The sequence below is a fragment of the Caulobacter segnis genome (assembly GCF_019931575.1).
GTDB lineage: Bacteria > Pseudomonadota > Alphaproteobacteria > Caulobacterales > Caulobacteraceae > Caulobacter > Caulobacter segnis_C.
On record NZ_CP082923.1, the window covers coordinates 2,192,909 to 2,210,214 of the forward strand.

9 protein-coding genes are annotated in these 17,306 nt (G+C 67.6%); 4 read left to right on the forward strand and 5 right to left on the reverse strand.

The window, feature by feature from the left end; all coding sequences use genetic code 11:
* Position 1 precedes the first annotated feature (1 nt).
* On the reverse strand, positions 2-3,430 hold the full coding sequence (locus tag K8940_RS10190) for a response regulator (RefSeq protein ID WP_223395244.1): 3,429 nt from the start codon (positions 3,428-3,430) through the stop codon (positions 2-4).
* 280 nt (positions 3,431-3,710) lie between these two features.
* Positions 3,711-4,346: an FMN-binding negative transcriptional regulator gene (locus K8940_RS10195; RefSeq protein ID WP_223395246.1), complete on the reverse strand. Its 636-nt coding sequence runs from the start codon at positions 4,344-4,346 to the stop codon at positions 3,711-3,713.
* Between the two features lie 189 nt (positions 4,347-4,535).
* Between K8940_RS10195 and K8940_RS10200 the strand changes: the two genes are divergently transcribed.
* A complete protein-coding gene (locus tag K8940_RS10200) occupies positions 4,536-6,014 on the forward strand; it encodes a PLP-dependent aminotransferase family protein (protein ID WP_223395248.1) in 1,479 nt (492 codons plus the stop codon).
* On the opposite strand, the gene K8940_RS10205 is transcribed toward K8940_RS10200, so the two are convergent.
* Complete coding sequence (locus K8940_RS10205; protein ID WP_223395250.1) at positions 6,011-7,669, reverse strand: amidohydrolase; 1,659 nt, start codon at positions 7,667-7,669, stop codon at positions 6,011-6,013. The genes K8940_RS10200 and K8940_RS10205 overlap by 4 nt on opposite strands.
* 298 nt (positions 7,670-7,967) lie before the next feature.
* Between K8940_RS10205 and K8940_RS10210 the strand changes: the two genes are divergently transcribed.
* A complete protein-coding gene (locus K8940_RS10210) occupies positions 7,968-10,202 on the forward strand; it encodes a TonB-dependent receptor (protein WP_223395252.1) in 2,235 nt (744 codons plus the stop codon).
* A gap of 97 nt (positions 10,203-10,299) precedes the next feature.
* On the forward strand, positions 10,300-13,485 hold the full coding sequence (locus K8940_RS10215) for an amidohydrolase family protein (RefSeq protein ID WP_223395254.1): 3,186 nt from the start codon (positions 10,300-10,302) through the stop codon (positions 13,483-13,485).
* On the opposite strand, the gene K8940_RS10220 is transcribed toward K8940_RS10215, so the two are convergent.
* Positions 13,486-13,995 carry a glycine cleavage system protein R gene (locus tag K8940_RS10220; protein ID WP_223395256.1) on the reverse strand — a complete coding sequence of 170 codons (510 nt, stop codon included), beginning with the start codon at positions 13,993-13,995 and terminating at the stop codon, positions 13,486-13,488.
* Positions 13,996-14,049: 54 nt separating this feature from the next.
* On the reverse strand, positions 14,050-14,745 hold the full coding sequence (locus K8940_RS10225) for a transcriptional regulator (protein ID WP_223395259.1): 696 nt from the start codon (positions 14,743-14,745) through the stop codon (positions 14,050-14,052).
* A 285-nt stretch (positions 14,746-15,030) separates the two neighbouring features.
* Here K8940_RS10225 and K8940_RS10230 point away from each other — a divergent pair, with 285 nt between their 5' ends.
* Positions 15,031-17,304, forward strand: coding sequence for a TonB-dependent receptor (locus K8940_RS10230; protein WP_223395261.1), 2,274 nt, complete (start codon positions 15,031-15,033; stop codon positions 17,302-17,304).
* Positions 17,305-17,306 lie beyond the last annotated feature (2 nt).

Consider the following 17,306-nt stretch of genomic DNA (forward strand, 5'->3'; position numbering starts at 1 on the left):
CTCACCGGGGCATCCAGACCCGGACCAGCGAGAGCAGCTTGTCCACATCGATGGGCTTGGCCATGTAGTCGTTGGCGCCGGCGGCGATGCAGCGCTCCTGGTCGTCGGGCATGGCCTTGGCGGTCAGCATCAGGATCGGCAGTTTTTCCCACCGTCCGTCGCCGCGGATCTGTCGAGCGGCGGTCAGGCCGTCCATCACCGGCATCATCACGTCCATCAGCACCAGGTCGATGGCGCGGGCGGGATCCTCGGCGGAACGGTCCAGGGCCTCGATGGCCTCCTGGCCGTTGCGGGCGATCTCGACGATGGCGCCGCGCGGCTCCAGCACGTTGGTCAGCGAATAGACGTTGCGGATATCGTCCTCGACGATCAGCACGCGGCGGCCTTCCAGCACCGCGTCGCGGTTGCGGGCCTTCTGGATCATCTTCTGCTGTTCAGGCGGCAGCTCCGACACCACCTGGTGCAGGAACAGCGAGACCTCATCGAGCAGGCGCTCGGGCGACTTGGCGCCCTTGATGATGATCGAGCTGGAATAGCGGCGCAGGCGCTGCTCGTCGTCGGCCGACAGGTCGTGGCCCGTATAGACGATGACCGGCGGGAAGGCGTGGTCGCCGTCCTGGCTGAGGGTCTCCAGCAGGGAATAGCCCGAGGCGTCCGGCAGGGAGAGGTCCAGCACCATGCAGTCGAAGGTCTGGCGCCGCAACTGCTCCAGGCATTCGGCCGCCGTGCCGACTCCCACCGTCTCGACGTCGCCGGACGACAGCAGCTTGCCGACCGCCTCGCGCTGCACCGGATCGTCCTCGACGATCAGGATCCGCCGAACCGTGCTTTCGAGCTTCGACTCCAGGGTCTTGAGCACCCCGGCCAGCTCGTCGCGCTTGACGGGTTTGACGAGGTAGCCGATCGCGCCCAGCGACAGGGCGGTCTGGCTGTGGTCGGCGGCCGACACGACGTGGATCGGGATGTGGCGGGTGGTGTCGTCGCGCTTGAGACGATCCAGGACCATCAGGCCCGACTCATCCGGCAGCCCCACGTCCAGAACCACGGCGCTGGGCTTGAACTGTCGAGTCAGCTTCAGGGCTTCCTCGGCGGTGGAGGCCACCAGGCACTGGAAACCCATCTCGCGCGAGAGGTCGCGAACGATGCCGGCGAACTTGTCGTCGTCTTCGACGACCAGCAGCAGACGGCGCGCGTCGGCCAGTTGCTCGCGATCGTCCTCGACCGTTTTGGGAAGCGGCGCGGACCGAGGCGCGCGGGGCTGGGGGGGCGGCGCGGCGGGCTCGCTGCGCGAGGGCTGCTCGCGCGGCGCTACCCGGGCGGGGTCGTAGGCGAGGGGGACGGTGACCGTGAAGGTGCTGCCTTCGCCCGGTCGGCTCTCCAGCGTGATCGCGCCGCCCAGCAGTCGCGCCAACTCGCGGGAGATCGACAGACCAAGGCCCGTGCCGCCGTACCTGCGGCTGATGGTGCCGTCGGCCTGACGGAAGGCCTCGAAGATGCTTTCCTGCTGCTCGGGCGGCACGCCGATGCCGGTGTCCTTGACCGCGAAGGCGAGGCGACCGTCGCTGGCGGGACGGATGTCCAGCCGCACGCCGCCGGTTTCGGTGAACTTGAAGGCGTTGGACAGCAGGTTCTTGAGAATCTGCTCCAGGCGCTGGCGGTCCGTCTCGATCACCTTCGGGCAGGCCTTGGCGACGTGGATCTCGAAGTCCAGCTTGCGGGCGTTGGCGACGGGTTGAAACATCTGGTTCAGATCGCCGGTCAGGCGCTGCAGCGCCAGGTTTTCCGGACGCACCTCGATATGTCCGGCCTCGATCTTCGACAGATCGAGGATGTCGTTGATCAGGGTCAGGAGGTCGTTGCCCGAAGACTCGATGGTCTGGGCGAACTTGACCTGCTCGGCCGACAGGTTGCCGTCGGGATTGTCGCTGAGCAGCTTGGACAGGATCAACAGCGAGTTCAGCGGCGTCCGCAGCTCGTGAGACATGTTGGCCAGGAAGTCCGACTTGTACTGGCTGGCTTGCTCCAGTTCGCGGGCCTTCAGCGAGACGGCGGCGCTGGTGCGTTCCAGATCGTCGCGCTGGGCCTCCAGTATCTGGGCCTGTTCCTCAAGCTGACTGTTGGTCTGCTCCAGTTCGGCCTGCTGCTGTTCCAGGCGGACCTGCGACTCCTTCAGCGCGCGGCCCTGTTCCTCCAGTTCCTCGTTGGAGACCCGCAGTTCCTCGCTCTGGACCTGCAGTTCCTCGGATTGACGCTGAGTTTCTTCCAGAGCGTCCTGCAGCAGCGAGCGATAGCGGGCCGAGCGCAGGGCCATGCCGATCGACTCCGCCGCGTTGGTCAACAGGTCTAGAACCCGATCGTCGACATCGTGCAGGAAGCCCAGCTCGATGACCGCGTTGACGGCGCCGTCGGCATGGGTGGGCACGAGCACCAGATGGCGGGGCTTGTCCTGGCCCAGGGCCGAACCGATGGTCATGTAGCCTTCGGGAACATCATGGATAATCGTCGCCTCGCCCTCGGCGGCCACCTTGCCTAGCAAGCCTTCCTTGAGATTGAACCGGGTTGGGGTGCTGGCGTCGGGCGGTACGCCCAGGGCCGCCACGCGGTTGAAGCGGCCGCCTTCGCCCTTGAACAGCGCGCCCGCCTGGAAGCCGAGGTATTGCGCCAGGAAGGTCAGGATGCTGTCGCCCAGGCCTTCTACGGATTGGTCGCCCATCATCGCGGAGGCCAGGCCGACCTGGCCCGCTTGCAGCCATTCGCCCCGGACGTGCGCGCGTGCGGCGCGGCGGACAAGATGGAAGACCAGGACCGTAAGCCCGGCGCCCAGCAGGCCCGAGAGCACGCCGCTGAACAGGGCCGTTTGATAGGCTCCATCCATTTCCGCCAGGCGGATGTCGCGCAGACGGTTTTCTTCCTGCTGCATGACGGCCAGCTGGCGTCGGACGGCGTCCATCTCAATCTTGCCGCGGTCGGCGGCGACGATGGCCAGCGCCGCCTGGGCGTTGTTGTTGCGGCGTAGGGTGACGGTTTGGTCAAGCTCGGCCAGCTTGGCGGTGATGTGACGTTTCAGCAGGCCGAGATTGTCCTGCTGGACGGAATTGTCGCGCGTGAGCGCGCCGAGCGCCTCGACCTTGGTGGCGACGTCGGTGACAGCGACCTGATAGGGCTCCAGGTACTTGTCGTTGCCCGTCAGCAGATAGCCGCGCTGCCCGGTCTCGGCGTCCTGCATCGTCGACAGCAGTTCGTCGATGGAGATCAGTACGTCGTGCGTGTGCCAGATCCTCTGGCTGTTCACGCGCAGGGTCTGGACGTTGCGATAGGCGATCACGCCGCTGACCACGAAGAAAGCCAGGACCAGCCCCAGCCCCAGCGCCGTCCAGAGCTCGACCCTCGAGCGTGAAGGCGACGCGCGGTGAGGTTTGTTCAACGACATGAGGAACTCGAAAACGAAAACGCTGGAGTAGGCGGTGCGATGGGACGGATGTCTATCGGATGGCTGGCGGTTCGTGTAGCGACGCCGGCGGTCGGCGGCGACGATCCGGCCTGGTCGACCACGCGCGTATCACGCCGGGACCTGGCGTCATGGAAATCAACAGCGAATACACGATACCCCCGTACGCGCTCCAGCGCGTGGGGCACAAACGCCGCCCTATGGCAAAGGTTCCGAGACGATCGTTTTTGACAGACGTCAGACCTTGGACGGTCTTGCGCGGCTAGACGCCGCGTCCGGCGTTCATTCGGCGCATCCAGCGGGTCAGCGCCGGATCCGGGTGAGCGGCCAGGATTTCCCGCAGGGACAGATCGGTCTCGTCCTGGCCCAGCTTGAACTTGGCGCTGATGTGGGTGACGCGCGCCTCGAAGGCGATGATCGCCCGCTCCATGGCGTCGTAGCGGGGACCGACATCGCGCGGGGCCCGGCCGGTTCGATCTTCCCGGTCCATGAAGCGCGTCAGGCGCTCCAGCGCTTCGTGGCCGAGGTCGGGGCGGAAGCGGATCTCGGCCTCGATGCGCGCCTGGGCGTAGTTCCAGGTCGGCGCCCAGGTCGGCGTCGAGACCAGGGCCGGCGAGACATAGGCCTGCGGGCCGGTGAACAGGATGGTCGCCGAGGGCGTGGCCTCCAGCGCGGCGTAAAGCGGATTGCGCCTGGCCATGTGGCCCAGCAGCGAGACGACGCCGCCTTCGGCGTCGGTGTTGGCCAGTAGGGGCAGCAGGGTGGCGACCCGCGCCGCCTGGTCGTTTCGGGGCGTGACCCAGGCGAGGGGAAACTCGTTGATCAGCGCGATCACGTCGTCCGGGCCGCCTCGGAAGGGATCGGGGGAGGGGGCGTCGGACGGCGTCGACTCGGACATGCGCTGTTCTCTCGGCGTCGCGTCGACCGCGGGCGACGCTGCTTTCCTGGGCACAATCGGAAAGCGCCTGGCGCCGAACAAGCACCAAGACTGAGACCGTCACGGGTCCAGCGCGACGATTGCCGTGGCGCTGGCATGGGCGCATGTTGGACCCATAAGAAGAAGACTAGTAATGAGTGGAGGGGGCCAATGGCGCGTCCGTGGAACATGGCGCTAGGCGAGGTGATCGATGCTTCGAAGCCGACGCCGCTCTACCTCCAGATCGTCCACGGCCTGATTCACGAGATCGAGCGGGGGCGACTGACCTCGGGGGCCTACCTGCCCAGCAGCCGGGGCCTGGCGACCATGCTGGGGGTCAACCGCAAGACCGTGGTCCTGGCTTACGAGGACCTGATCGCTCAGGGCTGGCTGACCTCTCACGGCACGCGCGGGACCATGGTCTCGGACGTCCTGCCCAAGTCAGCCCCGGCGCGGCCCGTCCGGCCTGAGCTGGCGGTGAAGAGCGTCGACGCCAAGGCGCCGGCCTACGCTTTCCACGCGCCGCCGGTCCGGCCCCTGGCCTTGCCCAGTGACACCCGCACGCGCCTGGACGAGGGCTCGCCCGACGGCCGGTTGTTCCCCGAGGAGGTGCTGGGCCGGGCCTACCGTTCGGCGATCCAGCGCGCCGCGCGGCACAACCGCATGCTCTATGGCGATCCGCGCGGATCGGCGGCGCTGCGAGATGGGATCGCCGCCATGTTGCGCACCGAGCGTGGCCTGGCGGTGGGCCCCGAGAACATCTGCATCACGCGCGGCAGCCAGAACGCCATCTTCCTGGCGGCCCGCACCCTGATCTCCCCCGGCGACACGGTCCTCGTCGAAAGCCTGACCTATGAGCCGGCCGTGGCGGCCTTCCGGGCCTGCGGGGCCAAGGTCGAGGCGGTCGGGCTGGATGACCAGGGCGTCGATGTCGAGGACGTCGAGCGCAGGTGTCGAGACGGCGGCGTGAAGGCCATCTTCCTGACCCCGCACCACCAGTTTCCGACTACCGTGGCCCTGCGGCCCGAGCGCCGGCTGCGCCTGCTGCTGCTGGCCCGGCAGTTCAACTTCGCGATCATCGAGGACGACTACGACCACGAGTTCCACTTCGAGTCGCAGCCGCTGTTGCCAATCGCCAGCTACGCGCCGTCGTACGTGATCTATGCCGGCTCGCTGTCGAAGCTGCTGCTGCCGGCCCTGCGGATCGGCTACATCGCCGCGCCCAAGGCCTTCATCGACGCGGTGGCTCATACGGTCTCGCTGACCGACGGCATGGGCAACGCCCTGACCGAGGACGCCGCCGCAGAGCTGATCGAGAGCGGCGAGCTGCGCCGCCACGCCCGCAAGGCCACACAGGTCTATGCCGCCCGGCGCCTGGCCTTCGCCGAGGCGGTTAGCGAGGCGTTCGGCGACCGCATCCGGTTCAAGACCCCCGATGGCGGGCTGGCCTTCTGGCTGACCTTCCCGGACGAGGGCGACCTTGACCGGATCGAGGCCAACGCGCCGGACCTGGGCGTGCGTCTGGCGTCGTCGCGCTCGTTCGCGACCCGCGAGGACGCGGGCCGGGGCCTGCGCATCGGCTTCGCCAGCCTGCGCGAGGACGAAGCCCGCAAGGCGCTGCGCACCCTCGCCAAGGCCGCTGGGATCTAGGCCGAGTATCGCGCCTTGCCGCCCACGAAGGTGTGCAAGACCTTCACGTCCGGGATCTTCAGCGGGTCGATCGTGGTCAGGTCCGCGTCCAGCACCGTCAGGTCGGCGTAGTAGCCAGGCGCGATCTTGCCGGTGCGGTCGTCCATGAAGCCGGCGAAGGCGTTGTTGATCGTGTAGGCGGTCAGAGCCTGCTCCATGCTGACCTTCTGTTCGGGCAGCCAGCCGTTCGGATTGGCTCCGTCGATCGTCCGGCGGGTCACCGCGCCGTAGAGGCCGGTCAACGGATCCAGCGGCGCGACCGGCCAGTCCGACCCGAAGGTCACGGTGGCCCCGGCGTCCATCAGCGACTTGAAGGCGTAGGTGCCCTTCAGGCGCTCGGCCCCGATGCGCTTGACGGCCCAGCGACCGTCGTCGATGGCGTGGTAGGGCTGGACCGAGGCGATCACCTTCTGCTTGGCGAAGCGCGGGATGGCCGCCTGGCTCAGATGCTGGGCGTGTTCGATGCGGAAGCGGCGATCCTTGACGCCGTTGGTCTTCTCGACCTCGGCATAGATGTCCAGAATGTCGTCGTTGGCCTGGTCGCCGATGGCGTGGGTGGTCACGTGCAGGCCGATCTTGTCAGCGGCCGTGATCCATTCACGCAGGTTGGCCAGGGTGGTCACGCGCACGCCCGACTGGTCGGGCGCGTCGTCGTAATGGTCGTGAAACACCGCCGTGCGCGAGCCCAGCGAGCCGTCGGCTAGGCCCTTCAGCGCGCCCCAGCGCAGCCAGTCGTCGCCGCGACCTTCCTGGGCGACGATGGCGGCCATCTTCTCCCAGTCGACCAGCGGCACGAAGGCGTAGAAACGCGTGTCGGTCTCGCCCTTGGCCCGCAGGCGGCGCAGCGACTCGTAGGTGCTCCAGCTGATCTCGGGATTGTGGATCTGGGCCACGCCCTTGCTGAGCGCGTGGGCGATGCCCTGGCGCATGATCGCGTCCGTGTCGGCGTCGCTGAGGGCAGGGATCACGCGCTCGACCAGCGCCTTGGCGTTGTCCTTGACCACGCCCGTCGGCTCGCCATTGGCGTCGCGGACGATGACGCCGCCCGGCGGATCGGGCGTATCGCGGGTGATGCCCGCCAGCTTCATCGCCACCTTGTTGAGCAGATAGAGGTGAAGGTCGGTGCGCGGCACAGCGACGGGCGTGTCGGGCGTGACGGCGTCGATCCACTCGTGAGTCGGCAAGGCGCCGCCCAGGCGCTGCTCGTCCCACGAGCCGCCCAGAATCCACTTGCCCGGCCGGGCCTTGGCCACCGCTCCGATGCGGGCGGCGAAGTCGGCGCGGTCGGTGGCGCTGAGCAGGTCGGCCTGCGACAGGGTCGTCGAGCCGATCAGGAAATGGGTGTGGTTGTCGGTGAAGGCTGGCATCAGGAACGCGCCCTTCAGGTCGACCACCTTGGTCGCCGAGGTGGCCAGGGCCTTGACCTGGTCGGTCCCGACGGCCGCGATCCGCTCGCCGACGATGCCGACCGCAGACAGCCGGACGCCGCCGCCGGGCGTCCACACCCGCGCATTGGTCAAGGCCACGTCCAGGCCGCGTTCGGCGGCGAGCGCGCGCAGCGGCAGAAGGGCCGCCAGGCTGGCGCCCGCGCTGAGAAGGCTGCGTCGATCGATCATGGACCCCTCGTCGTGTCTGTCAGTCGGGCCAGCCTGAGCGCTTCGCTCAGGGGCAGGAACATCCAATCCGTCTCTGCCCACGGGTCCAGCATTGATGGGCTTGGTCCCCTCGGCCTCCCATTTTTGGATGTTTTTGCTCCGCCATGAAAGGACAAGCCTCAGTCTCGCGGGCGCCGTGAGCAACGGCCGAGCGTCGCGAACAGGCGAGCCGGCCGTCGAGCACCGCGGGGCGAGGGGTTTTCAAACACAGAGGGCGTCGGTCATCTCGCCGGCGTCCCGAAACTAAGGGGATCGAGATATGCGTAAGACCACTCTTATGGGCGCGGCGTCGTTGTCGGCCTGCGCGATCGCCGCCGGCCTGTCGCTGGGCGTCGCGACAAGCGCCAGCGCCCAGACCGCCGCCGCACCGGTGACCGAGCTGGACGCCCTGATCGTGACGGCGACCAAGCGGAACGAGAGCGTGCGCGACGTCGCCATCCCGATCAGCGCGGTCAGCGGCGCCGACCTGCAGAAGATCAACGCCAACAGCCTGGCCGACTACATCGTCCGCCTGCCGGGCGTGACCTTCAACGACTACCAGCCGGGCATCTCCGAGGTGGTGGTGCGCGGCATCTCGGCGACGACCTATCACGAGCAGGGCCAGACCACGACGGGCTACTACCTGAACGAAGTGGTGGTGGTGGAGCCGGGCTTCCCGATCGGCATCCCCGATGTCGACACCTTCGACCTCGACCGCGTGGAAGTGCTACGCGGCCCGCAAGGCACGCTGTTCGGCTCCTCGACCCTGGGCGGCCTGGTGAACTACGTGGCCAAGACGGCCAACACCAGCCAGTACCAGGCGGCGGCCTCGGGCCTGCTGGGGACGACCAAGAACGCCGGCCAGGCCAACTACGCCATCAAGGCGATGGTCAACATCCCCATCGTCGAGGACAAGCTGGGCGTGCGCCTGACGGGTCTGCAGCGCTTCGACGCCGGCTTCCTGGACAACCCGGGCACCAAGGAGGACGGGGTCAACGATTTCCGCACTCGCGGCCTGCGCGGCTCGCTGGTGTTCACCCCGGCCGAAGGGACCAAGCTGACCTTCCTGTCGGCCTATCAGGACAGCCTGCTGGACGACCAGACCTACCTGTCGCACGACTACGTCCGGAACACCGCGCGCGCCGAGCCGCAGGAGACCGACTTCTGGCTCAACAGCCTGCGCCTGGACCAGGACGTCGGCTTCGCCGACCTGACCCTGTTGGGTTCGACCAACCACAAGACCAACACCACGACCTATTCCTATCCGTACGCCTACGTGACCGGCGTCACGACGGGCTCGGGTTCGGCCTACAGCACTGGCGCGGCCAAGGCCGACATCGACACCTTCGAAGGCCGCCTGGCTTCCAAGGAGGACGACCGCCTGAAGTGGCTGATCGGCGCCAGCTACATGCGCGCCAAGAAGTCCAGCGCCGACCGCATCTACCAGCCCGGCGCGGCCGCCTACATCAACGCCCACCCCGGCGACTTCGGCGGCTACAGCGGTTCGGTCCTGGCCCCGAACGACGCGATCTACGGCTACATCTCCGACACCCTGAACAAGGACTTCGGGATCTTCGGCGAGGTGTCCTACAAGTTCACGCCGCAGTGGGAGATCACCGTGGGCGGCCGTTACTACGACACCAAGAACACGGCCACGATCACCAACGCCGCCGGCAGCCTGGGCGCGGGCAGCTACTCGCCGACCGCCTCGAGCTTCGGCACTTCGCAGAAGGAAGACGGCTTCACGCCCAAGGTCACCCTGGCCTTCCGTCCGCAGAAGGGCGTCATGGCCTACGCCACCTATTCGCGCGGCTTCCGCGTGGGCGGCCCGAACCCGAACGCGGCGATCCTGGCGGGCATCCCGACCAGCTACGGCAGCGACACGGTCGACAACTACGAGGCCGGCCTGAAGACCACCTTGCTGGAGAACCGCCTGTCCCTGGACATCTCGGTCTTCCATCTGAAGTGGAAGGACATCCAGGCCCGCCTGTTCACCGCCGCGCCGTACTACTATTCGTACGTGACCAACGCCGGCTCGGCCAAGGTCGACGGCGTCGAGTTCGCCGGCCAGTTCAAGGTCAGCCAGCACATCGCCTTCAGCAACAGCACCACCTATCAGGAAGCCAAGCTGACGACGATGCTGCCCGACAGCTTCGCGGTCGGCGGCGGCTACGCGGCAGGCACGACCCTGCCGGGCTCGTCCAAGTGGTCGACCTCGAACACCCTGTCGTTCGAGTTCCCCGAGGTCTCGCTGCAGCCCACCTTCGAGGTCGCCCACCGCTACCTCTCGAAGGCGCCGGTGGCGTTCGGCAATCCGAACACGCGCGGTAACTTCAACATCTTCGACCTGCGGGCCTCGATCGCCCCGACCGACAAGATCCGGGTGCTGGGCTTCGTCAACAACTTCACCAACGAATACGGCATTCTCAACGCGCCGTTCACGGACCAAGCCGCTCCGGCCTATTCGATCGTGCGGCCGCGGACGGCGGGCGTGCGCGTGGACGTGACCTTCTAACGACCGAGTAGCGAGTACCATGCGGCGAACCCTTCAAGCTTCGAAAGCGGTTCGCCGCGCCCTCCTTCTGACGACGGCCGTGCTCGCTGCAACGGGGATGGCGTCCCAGTCGTCGGCGGCGACGCCGGCGCCCGGGCTCAGCCTGGCGCCGGCGCGCACGCTGGATCTGTCGCTGAGCGAGGCGACCTGGATGCAGCCGGACGTCTCGCCCGATGGCAAGACGATCCTCTTCAACCTCCTGGGCGACATCTACGCGGTCGACGTCCTGGGCGGGCAGGCGCGGTCGGTGCTGACCGGCCAGGCCTTCGAGACCGCACCCGTCTATTCGCCCGATGGCAAGTCGATCGCCTTCGTCAGCGACCGTTCGGGCGTCACCAACCTGTGGATCGCCGACGCCGACGGCGGCCATCCGCGCCAGATCAGTCGCGAGGACAGGCTCACCGTCTTCGCCACGCCCGCCTGGGCCCCGGACGGCTCGGGCGTCTACGTCTCGCGCATGAAGCACCCGGTGCTGGCCTTCGAGTTGTGGCGTTTCCCGCTGGCCCAAAACGGGGAGGGCGGCGAGGGCAAGGTCATCGTGAAGGCCCAGCCGAACGGCGAGGACTGGGACAACCGCATCAACGCCATGGGCGCGGCGATCTCGGGCGATGGCCGCTACGCCTACTACGCCCGCAAGACCGGTCACACCTGGACCGAGAAGGCCCCGCCGAACTGGTCGATCGCCCGCCGCGACCTCAAGACCGACGCCGAGGACGTGATCATCCAGGGGCAGGGCGGGGCGATGAGCCCGGCCCTGTCGCACGACGGTCGCTTCATCGCCTATGCCAGCCGCTGGAAGAACCAGACCGGCCTGCGCCTGCGCGAGCTGGCGACCGGCGCCGACCGCTGGCTGGCCTTTCCGATTGATCATGACGGCCAGGAGCAAGGCTACTATGCCGGCTTGACGCCGCGCTTTTCCTTCACCGCCGACGACAAGGCGCTGATCGCCAGCGTCGAGGGCAAGCTGCGGCGCATCGATGTGGCCACCGGCGCGGCGACGCCGATCCCGTTCACGGTCCACGCCAAGGTCGACCTCGGACCCCTGACCCGCGTCAGCCAGGTCGAGGAGATCGGTCCGGTCCGCGCCCGCCTGATCCAGGCTCCCAGCGTCTCGCCGGACGGCAAGCGCTTCGCCTTCACGGCCCTGGGCGGCCTTTACGTCCAGGACCTGAAGCCGGGAAGCAAGCCGACGAAGGTGAAGGGCGCGCCGGACAAGGCGTTCCAGCCGCGCTGGTCGCCGGACGGCAAGGCGCTTGTCTTCGTCACCTGGGATCCCCGCGAGGGCGGGGCGATCTGGCGGGTTCCGGCGACGGGCGGCAAGGCCGCGCGCCTGACCGATGACGGCGCCTTCTACACCGAGCCGACCTTCTCGCCGGATGGTGCGGCGGTCGTGGCCCTGAAGTCCAGCCAATACGACCGACTGCGTCGCGCCAGCGAAGCCTCGCCGGAGTGGCCGACCGACATCGTGAAGCTACAGGCCGCCGGTGGGGCGCAGCAACTGGTGACCCACACCTCGGCCGCCCGCCTGCTGGCCTTCGGCGCCGATCCCAGGCGCGTGCGGTTCTATTCAGGCGCTGGCGTCCAGTCGGTCGCCGTGGACGACGGCGAGAAGCCGAAGGTCGAGTTCGTCGGTAAGACCCGCGCCTGGTCGCAATATGTCGGCGCCCAGGTCCCGGCCGAGGAGATCAAGCTCAACCCCGCCGGCGACAAGGCCATCGTCCGCACGGCGTCGGAGCTCTATCTGGTCGATGTCCCGACCGCGGCCGACGGCAAGACGCCCGAGGTCAATCTCGAGACGGCGACCTCAGGCGTCGTGAAGCTGACCCGGATCGGCGCGGATTTCTTCGACTGGGCTGATGGTGGCAAGTCCATCGTCTGGTCAGTTGGCGCGACCCTGCGGAAGATCGCCCTGGCCGATGTCGATCGCGCCTCGCCAGGCGCCAGCGAGGCCAAGGCCGTGGCGGTCAGCGCGCCGGTCGAGGTTCCGCGCGACACGCCCCAAGGCGCGATCGTGCTGCGCGGGGCCACGGTCGTCACCATGCGCGGCGACGAGGTGATCCCGAACGCCGACGTGGTCGTCTCGGGCAATCGCATCGTCTCGGTCGGCAAGGCGGGATCGGCGCCATTGCCCAAGGGGGCGGTGGTCCGTAATGTTTCCGGCAAGGTGATCACCCCCGGCTTCATCGACGCCCACGCCCACTGGTTCGACATTCGCCGTCAGATCCAGGATCCGCAGCCCTGGTCATTCCTGGTCAGCCTTTCGTATGGCGTGACCAGCAGCCTGGATCCGCAGACCTTCACCAACGACCAGTTCGTCTACCAGGACATGGCCGACGCCGGTCTGACCCTGGCGCCGCGCCTCTACTCGACCGGGCCAGGGGTGTTCACCGCCAGCCGCATCGACTCTCAGGCCGAGGCCGAGGACGTGCTGCGCCGGTACCGGGACGACTACCGGACGCGGAACATCAAGTCGTACATGGTCGGCGACCGCGCCCAGCGGCAGTACATGGTCGAGGCCGCCAAGGCCCTGGGCATGATGCCGACCACCGAGGGCGCATCCGACCTGAACCTCAATCTGACCCACGCCCTGGACGGTTTCTCGGGCAATGAGCACGCCCTGCCGGTGTCGCCGCTGCGCGAGGACGTCGTGCAACTGTTCGCCCAGTCGCGCACCAGCCTGGTGCCAACCCTGAACGTACTCTATGGCGGCGAGCCGCCGCTGTTCGACCTGATCATCACCCGCCGGCCGCAGGACGAGCCGCGCTTGAAGCGCTTCATGCCGCCGGGGATCATGGGGGCCAAGCTGGGCGACCGTCATTGGACGCCGCCGGAGAACATGTCCTACGCCAGCTTCGCCAGGGACGCCCTGGCCATCCAGCGCGCCGGCGGCGTCGTGGGTCTGGGCAGCCACAGCGAGGTCCAGGGCCTGGGCTTCGCCTGGGAGATGCAGCTGTTCGCCTCGGGCGGCGCGACGCCGCTGGAGACGATCCGCGCGGCGACCATGGGCTCGGCCGAGGCCATCGGCCGGACCCACGACATAGGCAGCCTGGAGCCCGGCAAGTTCGCCGACCTGCTGATCTTCGACGCCGATCCGCTGGCCGACATCGCCAATGTCGAGAAGCTGGGCCAGGTGATGAAGAACGGCCGGCTCTACGAGGCCGCGACGCTGGACGAGGTCTGGCCGGTCAAGCGGCCGCTGCCGAAGCAGTGGTTCGCCGACGAGGGGCCGACCGGCGCGAAGTAGCTAGCCCGCCGGGCTGAGGGAGATGTCGACCATGATCTCGGCCGAGATCGCCTCCAGCGCCGCCTGGACGTCCTCGGCCTTGAGGTGGGCCGGTAGACGCAGAATCGCGTCCATGTGGAAGAGCGGAGCGCCGGAATGGGGTTCTACGCTGATGCGGGTGTCGAAAGCCTCGATATTGGCCTCGAGACCGCTGAGGGTTCCCGTCACCTGATGGACGATGCCGGGGCGGTCCTGGCCGACCAGACTCAGGCGCACGGTGTCGCCTGTGGCATCCGCCGTCTCGACCGTGGGCGCGATCCGCACCTCCAGTCCCTGGGCGTCTACCTCGGCGACGGCCGCGCGCAGGCGCTCGACGTCGTCGGTCTCCAGTTCGACGAGGACGGATCCGACATAGAGGCCGCCCAGCCGGCTGAGATGGCTCTCCAGCCAGTTGCCGCCGGCCGACAGCACCGCGCGCGCCAAGGCCTGGGTCAGGCCCGGCCGGTCGCTTCCGATAACGCTCAGGATCATGGTCGCCATGGGCGCGAACGAGCCATGCCCGTCGGCCCCAGTCAATGCTCGGCGTCAGGACCGTTTGGCGCCGATCTCGTCCAGATAGTTGTAGATGGTGAACTTGGTGACCCCCAGGCGCGCGGCCACCCGTTCGACCGAGCCTCGGATCACGAACAGGCCGCGCTCGTGCATGATCGAGACGGCGGTCTTCTTCTCGGCCTTGGACATCCGTTCGACCGGGACGCCGGCGCCGTCGAGGGCCGAGACGATGATCTCCTCGATCAGGTCCTCGATATTGGTCTCGGCGCGCGGGGCGGGCAGGGGCGGCAGCACGGTCGGGATCAGCGCGCCCTGGATGTCGCGTTGAAGGCGCTCGATCGCGCCCATGTCGACGTTCACGCACAGCGCGGCCGCCGGCACGCCGTCGGCGTCGAACATGACGACCGAGGACGAGCGGAGCGACCGGCCGTCGCTGGCCTTGGACGTGTAGTTGGCGACGACGCGCACCTCGTTGGGATGGGCGGCGGCCTTGCTGGCCACGAGGGTGTCGAAGGCCTTGTCCTCGGCGGGGCCGGCGATAATCGCCGAGCCCACGTGGCGGCCGCTGACATGGCCGTTGATGATCTCGATGATCGAGGCCTCCGGTTGCCGCAGATTATGGACCACCACCTCGGTGTGCTGGTTCACGGCGCATTCCAGCGCCTTGGCCACGCCTTGGAGGACGCCCAGCAGGGCCTGTTCGTCGTGCACTGGAGCTGGATCCTTCATGCGAGCATCTGGTCGGGCCGGCTGGCGCGACCCTTCAACGAAACGTTGATATTTAAACCTTGGCTTGGGGTTAACACGATCGGCGATCCCGGTCGATCGTTGACGGTATGCTCCGATTTTGGCCGCTAGTGACCGGATTCACAGCGAAAAATGATCGGGGTCAAAGCTTTGTTTTGTAGATCAACAAAATGTTGAATGCGTCTTCGTTCTGTTGCAAAGCTCCTGGCGAACATTGATCTCGGGGAGGCGGCGCTCGCGCCATTCTCCACGTCTAGGGGGATTGCGATGCGCAACGGTTTGAAGCTTCTGCTGCTGGCGGGTTCGGGTGGCGCGTGCCTGTTGGCCGCTTCGGTGGTCCAGGCCCAGGAGGCCGCGAATGATGGGACGACGATGAGCGAGATCGTCGTGACCGCCCAGAAGAAGTCCGAGCGTTCGCTGGATGTGCCGGTGTCGGTGGCGACGGTGACCGGCGACAGCTTGGTGCAGCAGAACCTGGTGCAGCTGCGCGATTTCTATAACCGCGTGCCGGGCGTGTCGCTGAGCGGCGGCGGCACCGAGCAACGCGCCAACGGCGTGGCCATCCGTGGCGTCACCACCGGCGGCGGCACGGCCGCCACGGTCGCCTTCGTCCTCGATGACGTGCCGCTGACCTCGGGCGCGGCCTCGGCCCAGTCGCCGCTGATCGACATCGATCCGTCCGACCTGCAGCGGGTCGAGGTCCTGCGCGGCCCTCAGGGCACGCTGTACGGCGCTTCCAGCCTGGGCGGTCTGGTGAAGTACGTGACGGTCGGCCCCGACGCTTCCCAGTTCAGCGGCCGCGTCGAGGCCGGCGCCAACAACATCGCCGGCGGCGGCCTGGGCTATTCACTGCGCGGCGCGGTCAACGTGCCGATCGTGGAGGACAAGGTGGCGCTGCGCGTGAGCGCCTTCACCCGCCGCGATCCGGCCTATCTCGACAACATCAACGCGACGGCCCAGGGCGTCGACGTCAACAAGAACCGCGTGAAGGGCGGTCGCGCCGCGCTGCTGATCAAGCCGACCGAAGCGTTCTCGCTGGACCTGTCGGCCGTGCGCCAGCGCGCCCACTTCTTCGGCAGCCCGCAGGTCCGCGTCTGTCCGTCCTGCGGCACAGGCGCCTTTGCCGGGACGCCGACCTTCCAGCCGTATTTCGGCGACCTGACGCTGAACCTGGCGCCGACCAAGCGTGACGTCAGCTTCACGCTCTATCAGGGCCGCGCCAACCTGGACCTGGGCTTCGCCGACCTGACCTCGATCAGCGCCTTCGATCGCGTGAAGTCGGCCTCGGATCTCGACCAGACCAACACCTTCCGCTTCCTGCTGTCGGCCTTTTCGGCCGCCGGGGGCAGCGTCTCGCTGATCAACGCCGACGAGACCGAGAAATTCAGCCAGGAAATCCGCCTGGCCTCGAAGTCGGACGGGCCGCTGGAGTGGCTGGTCGGCGGCTTCTACACCCACGAGAAGATCGCGGTGGATCAGGTCCTGGTCGTCCATTCCGTAGGCGGGACCAGCACCACGGCCTACACCTCGGCCGCGCCGGCCAAGTTCGAGGAAAAGTCGGTGTTCGCCGACGCGACCTATCACTTTACCCCGAAGTTCGACGTGCAAGTGGGCGCGCGCTATTCGTCCAACGATCAGGACAGCGGCTCGACGACGACGGTCGCCACGCCGGCCCAGCGCTTCTTCGGCCCCAGCTCGTCGGAGCCGACCTCGAAGTCCTCGGATGACGCCTTCACCTGGCTGTTCACGCCCCGCTACAAGATCTCGCCGGACACCATGGCCTATCTGCGGATCGCCACCGGCTATCGTCCGGGCGGTCCCAACAGCTCGGGCGTTACGGGCATCCCGCTGTCGTTCAAGTCCGACAGCGTGGTGAGCTACGAGGCGGGCCTGAAGGGCGTGCTGCCAGGCCTGAACGCCACCTACGAGGCGGCCCTGTTCCAGATCGACTGGGACGACATCCAACTGCTGACCACTGACGTCGTCTCGCAGTTCACCTACTATACGAACGGTTCGACCGCCCGCAGCCGGGGCGTCGAGCTTTCGGGGCGCTGGTCGCCGGTCCGCGGCTTCTCGATCGACGGGGCGATGACCTATCTTGACGCTAAGCTGACCGACGCCCTGCGTTCGCCCGCCGGCGCCTCGCCGATCTACGGTGCGAAGGGGGATCGCCTGCCGGGTTCGGCAAAGCTCTCGGCTAGCCTGTCGACCGAGTACGACTGGTCGATCGGCCATGGCTTTTCGGCCTTCGCCGGCGCCAGCCTGGCCTATGTAGGCGAGCGCTACGCCGAATTCGCCAACGTCCTGCCGACCACCACCGGCAACACGGCCTATGGCGCGCGGGTGAAGCTGCCCTCGTACACGACCGTCGATCTGCGCGCGGGCGTCTACAGCGACGACTGGCGCCTGACCGCCTACCTGAAGAACGTCGGCGACAAGCGCGGCGTCGTCGAAGCGACCACGCGGGGCGGCACCAGTTCGCCGCAGGCCATCTTCCTGCAGCCACGCACCGTGGGCGTTTCCGTGTCCCGCAGCTTCTAGGC

Coding starts and splice junctions, on each gene's coding strand:
- K8940_RS10190 (WP_223395244.1), bottom strand. CDS start 3,430: ATGTCGTTGAACAAACCTCACCGCGCGTCGCCTTCACGCTCGAGGGTC.
- K8940_RS10195 (WP_223395246.1), bottom strand. CDS start 4,346: ATGTCCGAGTCGACGCCGTCCGACGCCCCCTCCCCCGATCCCTTCCGA.
- K8940_RS10200 (WP_223395248.1), top strand. CDS start 4,536: ATGGCGCGTCCGTGGAACATGGCGCTAGGCGAGGTGATCGATGCTTCG.
- K8940_RS10205 (WP_223395250.1), bottom strand. CDS start 7,669: ATGATCGATCGACGCAGCCTTCTCAGCGCGGGCGCCAGCCTGGCGGCC.
- K8940_RS10210 (WP_223395252.1), top strand. CDS start 7,968: ATGCGTAAGACCACTCTTATGGGCGCGGCGTCGTTGTCGGCCTGCGCG.
- K8940_RS10215 (WP_223395254.1), top strand. CDS start 10,300: ATGGCGTCCCAGTCGTCGGCGGCGACGCCGGCGCCCGGGCTCAGCCTG.
- K8940_RS10220 (WP_223395256.1), bottom strand. CDS start 13,995: ATGATCCTGAGCGTTATCGGAAGCGACCGGCCGGGCCTGACCCAGGCC.
- K8940_RS10225 (WP_223395259.1), bottom strand. CDS start 14,745: ATGAAGGATCCAGCTCCAGTGCACGACGAACAGGCCCTGCTGGGCGTC.
- K8940_RS10230 (WP_223395261.1), top strand. CDS start 15,031: ATGCGCAACGGTTTGAAGCTTCTGCTGCTGGCGGGTTCGGGTGGCGCG.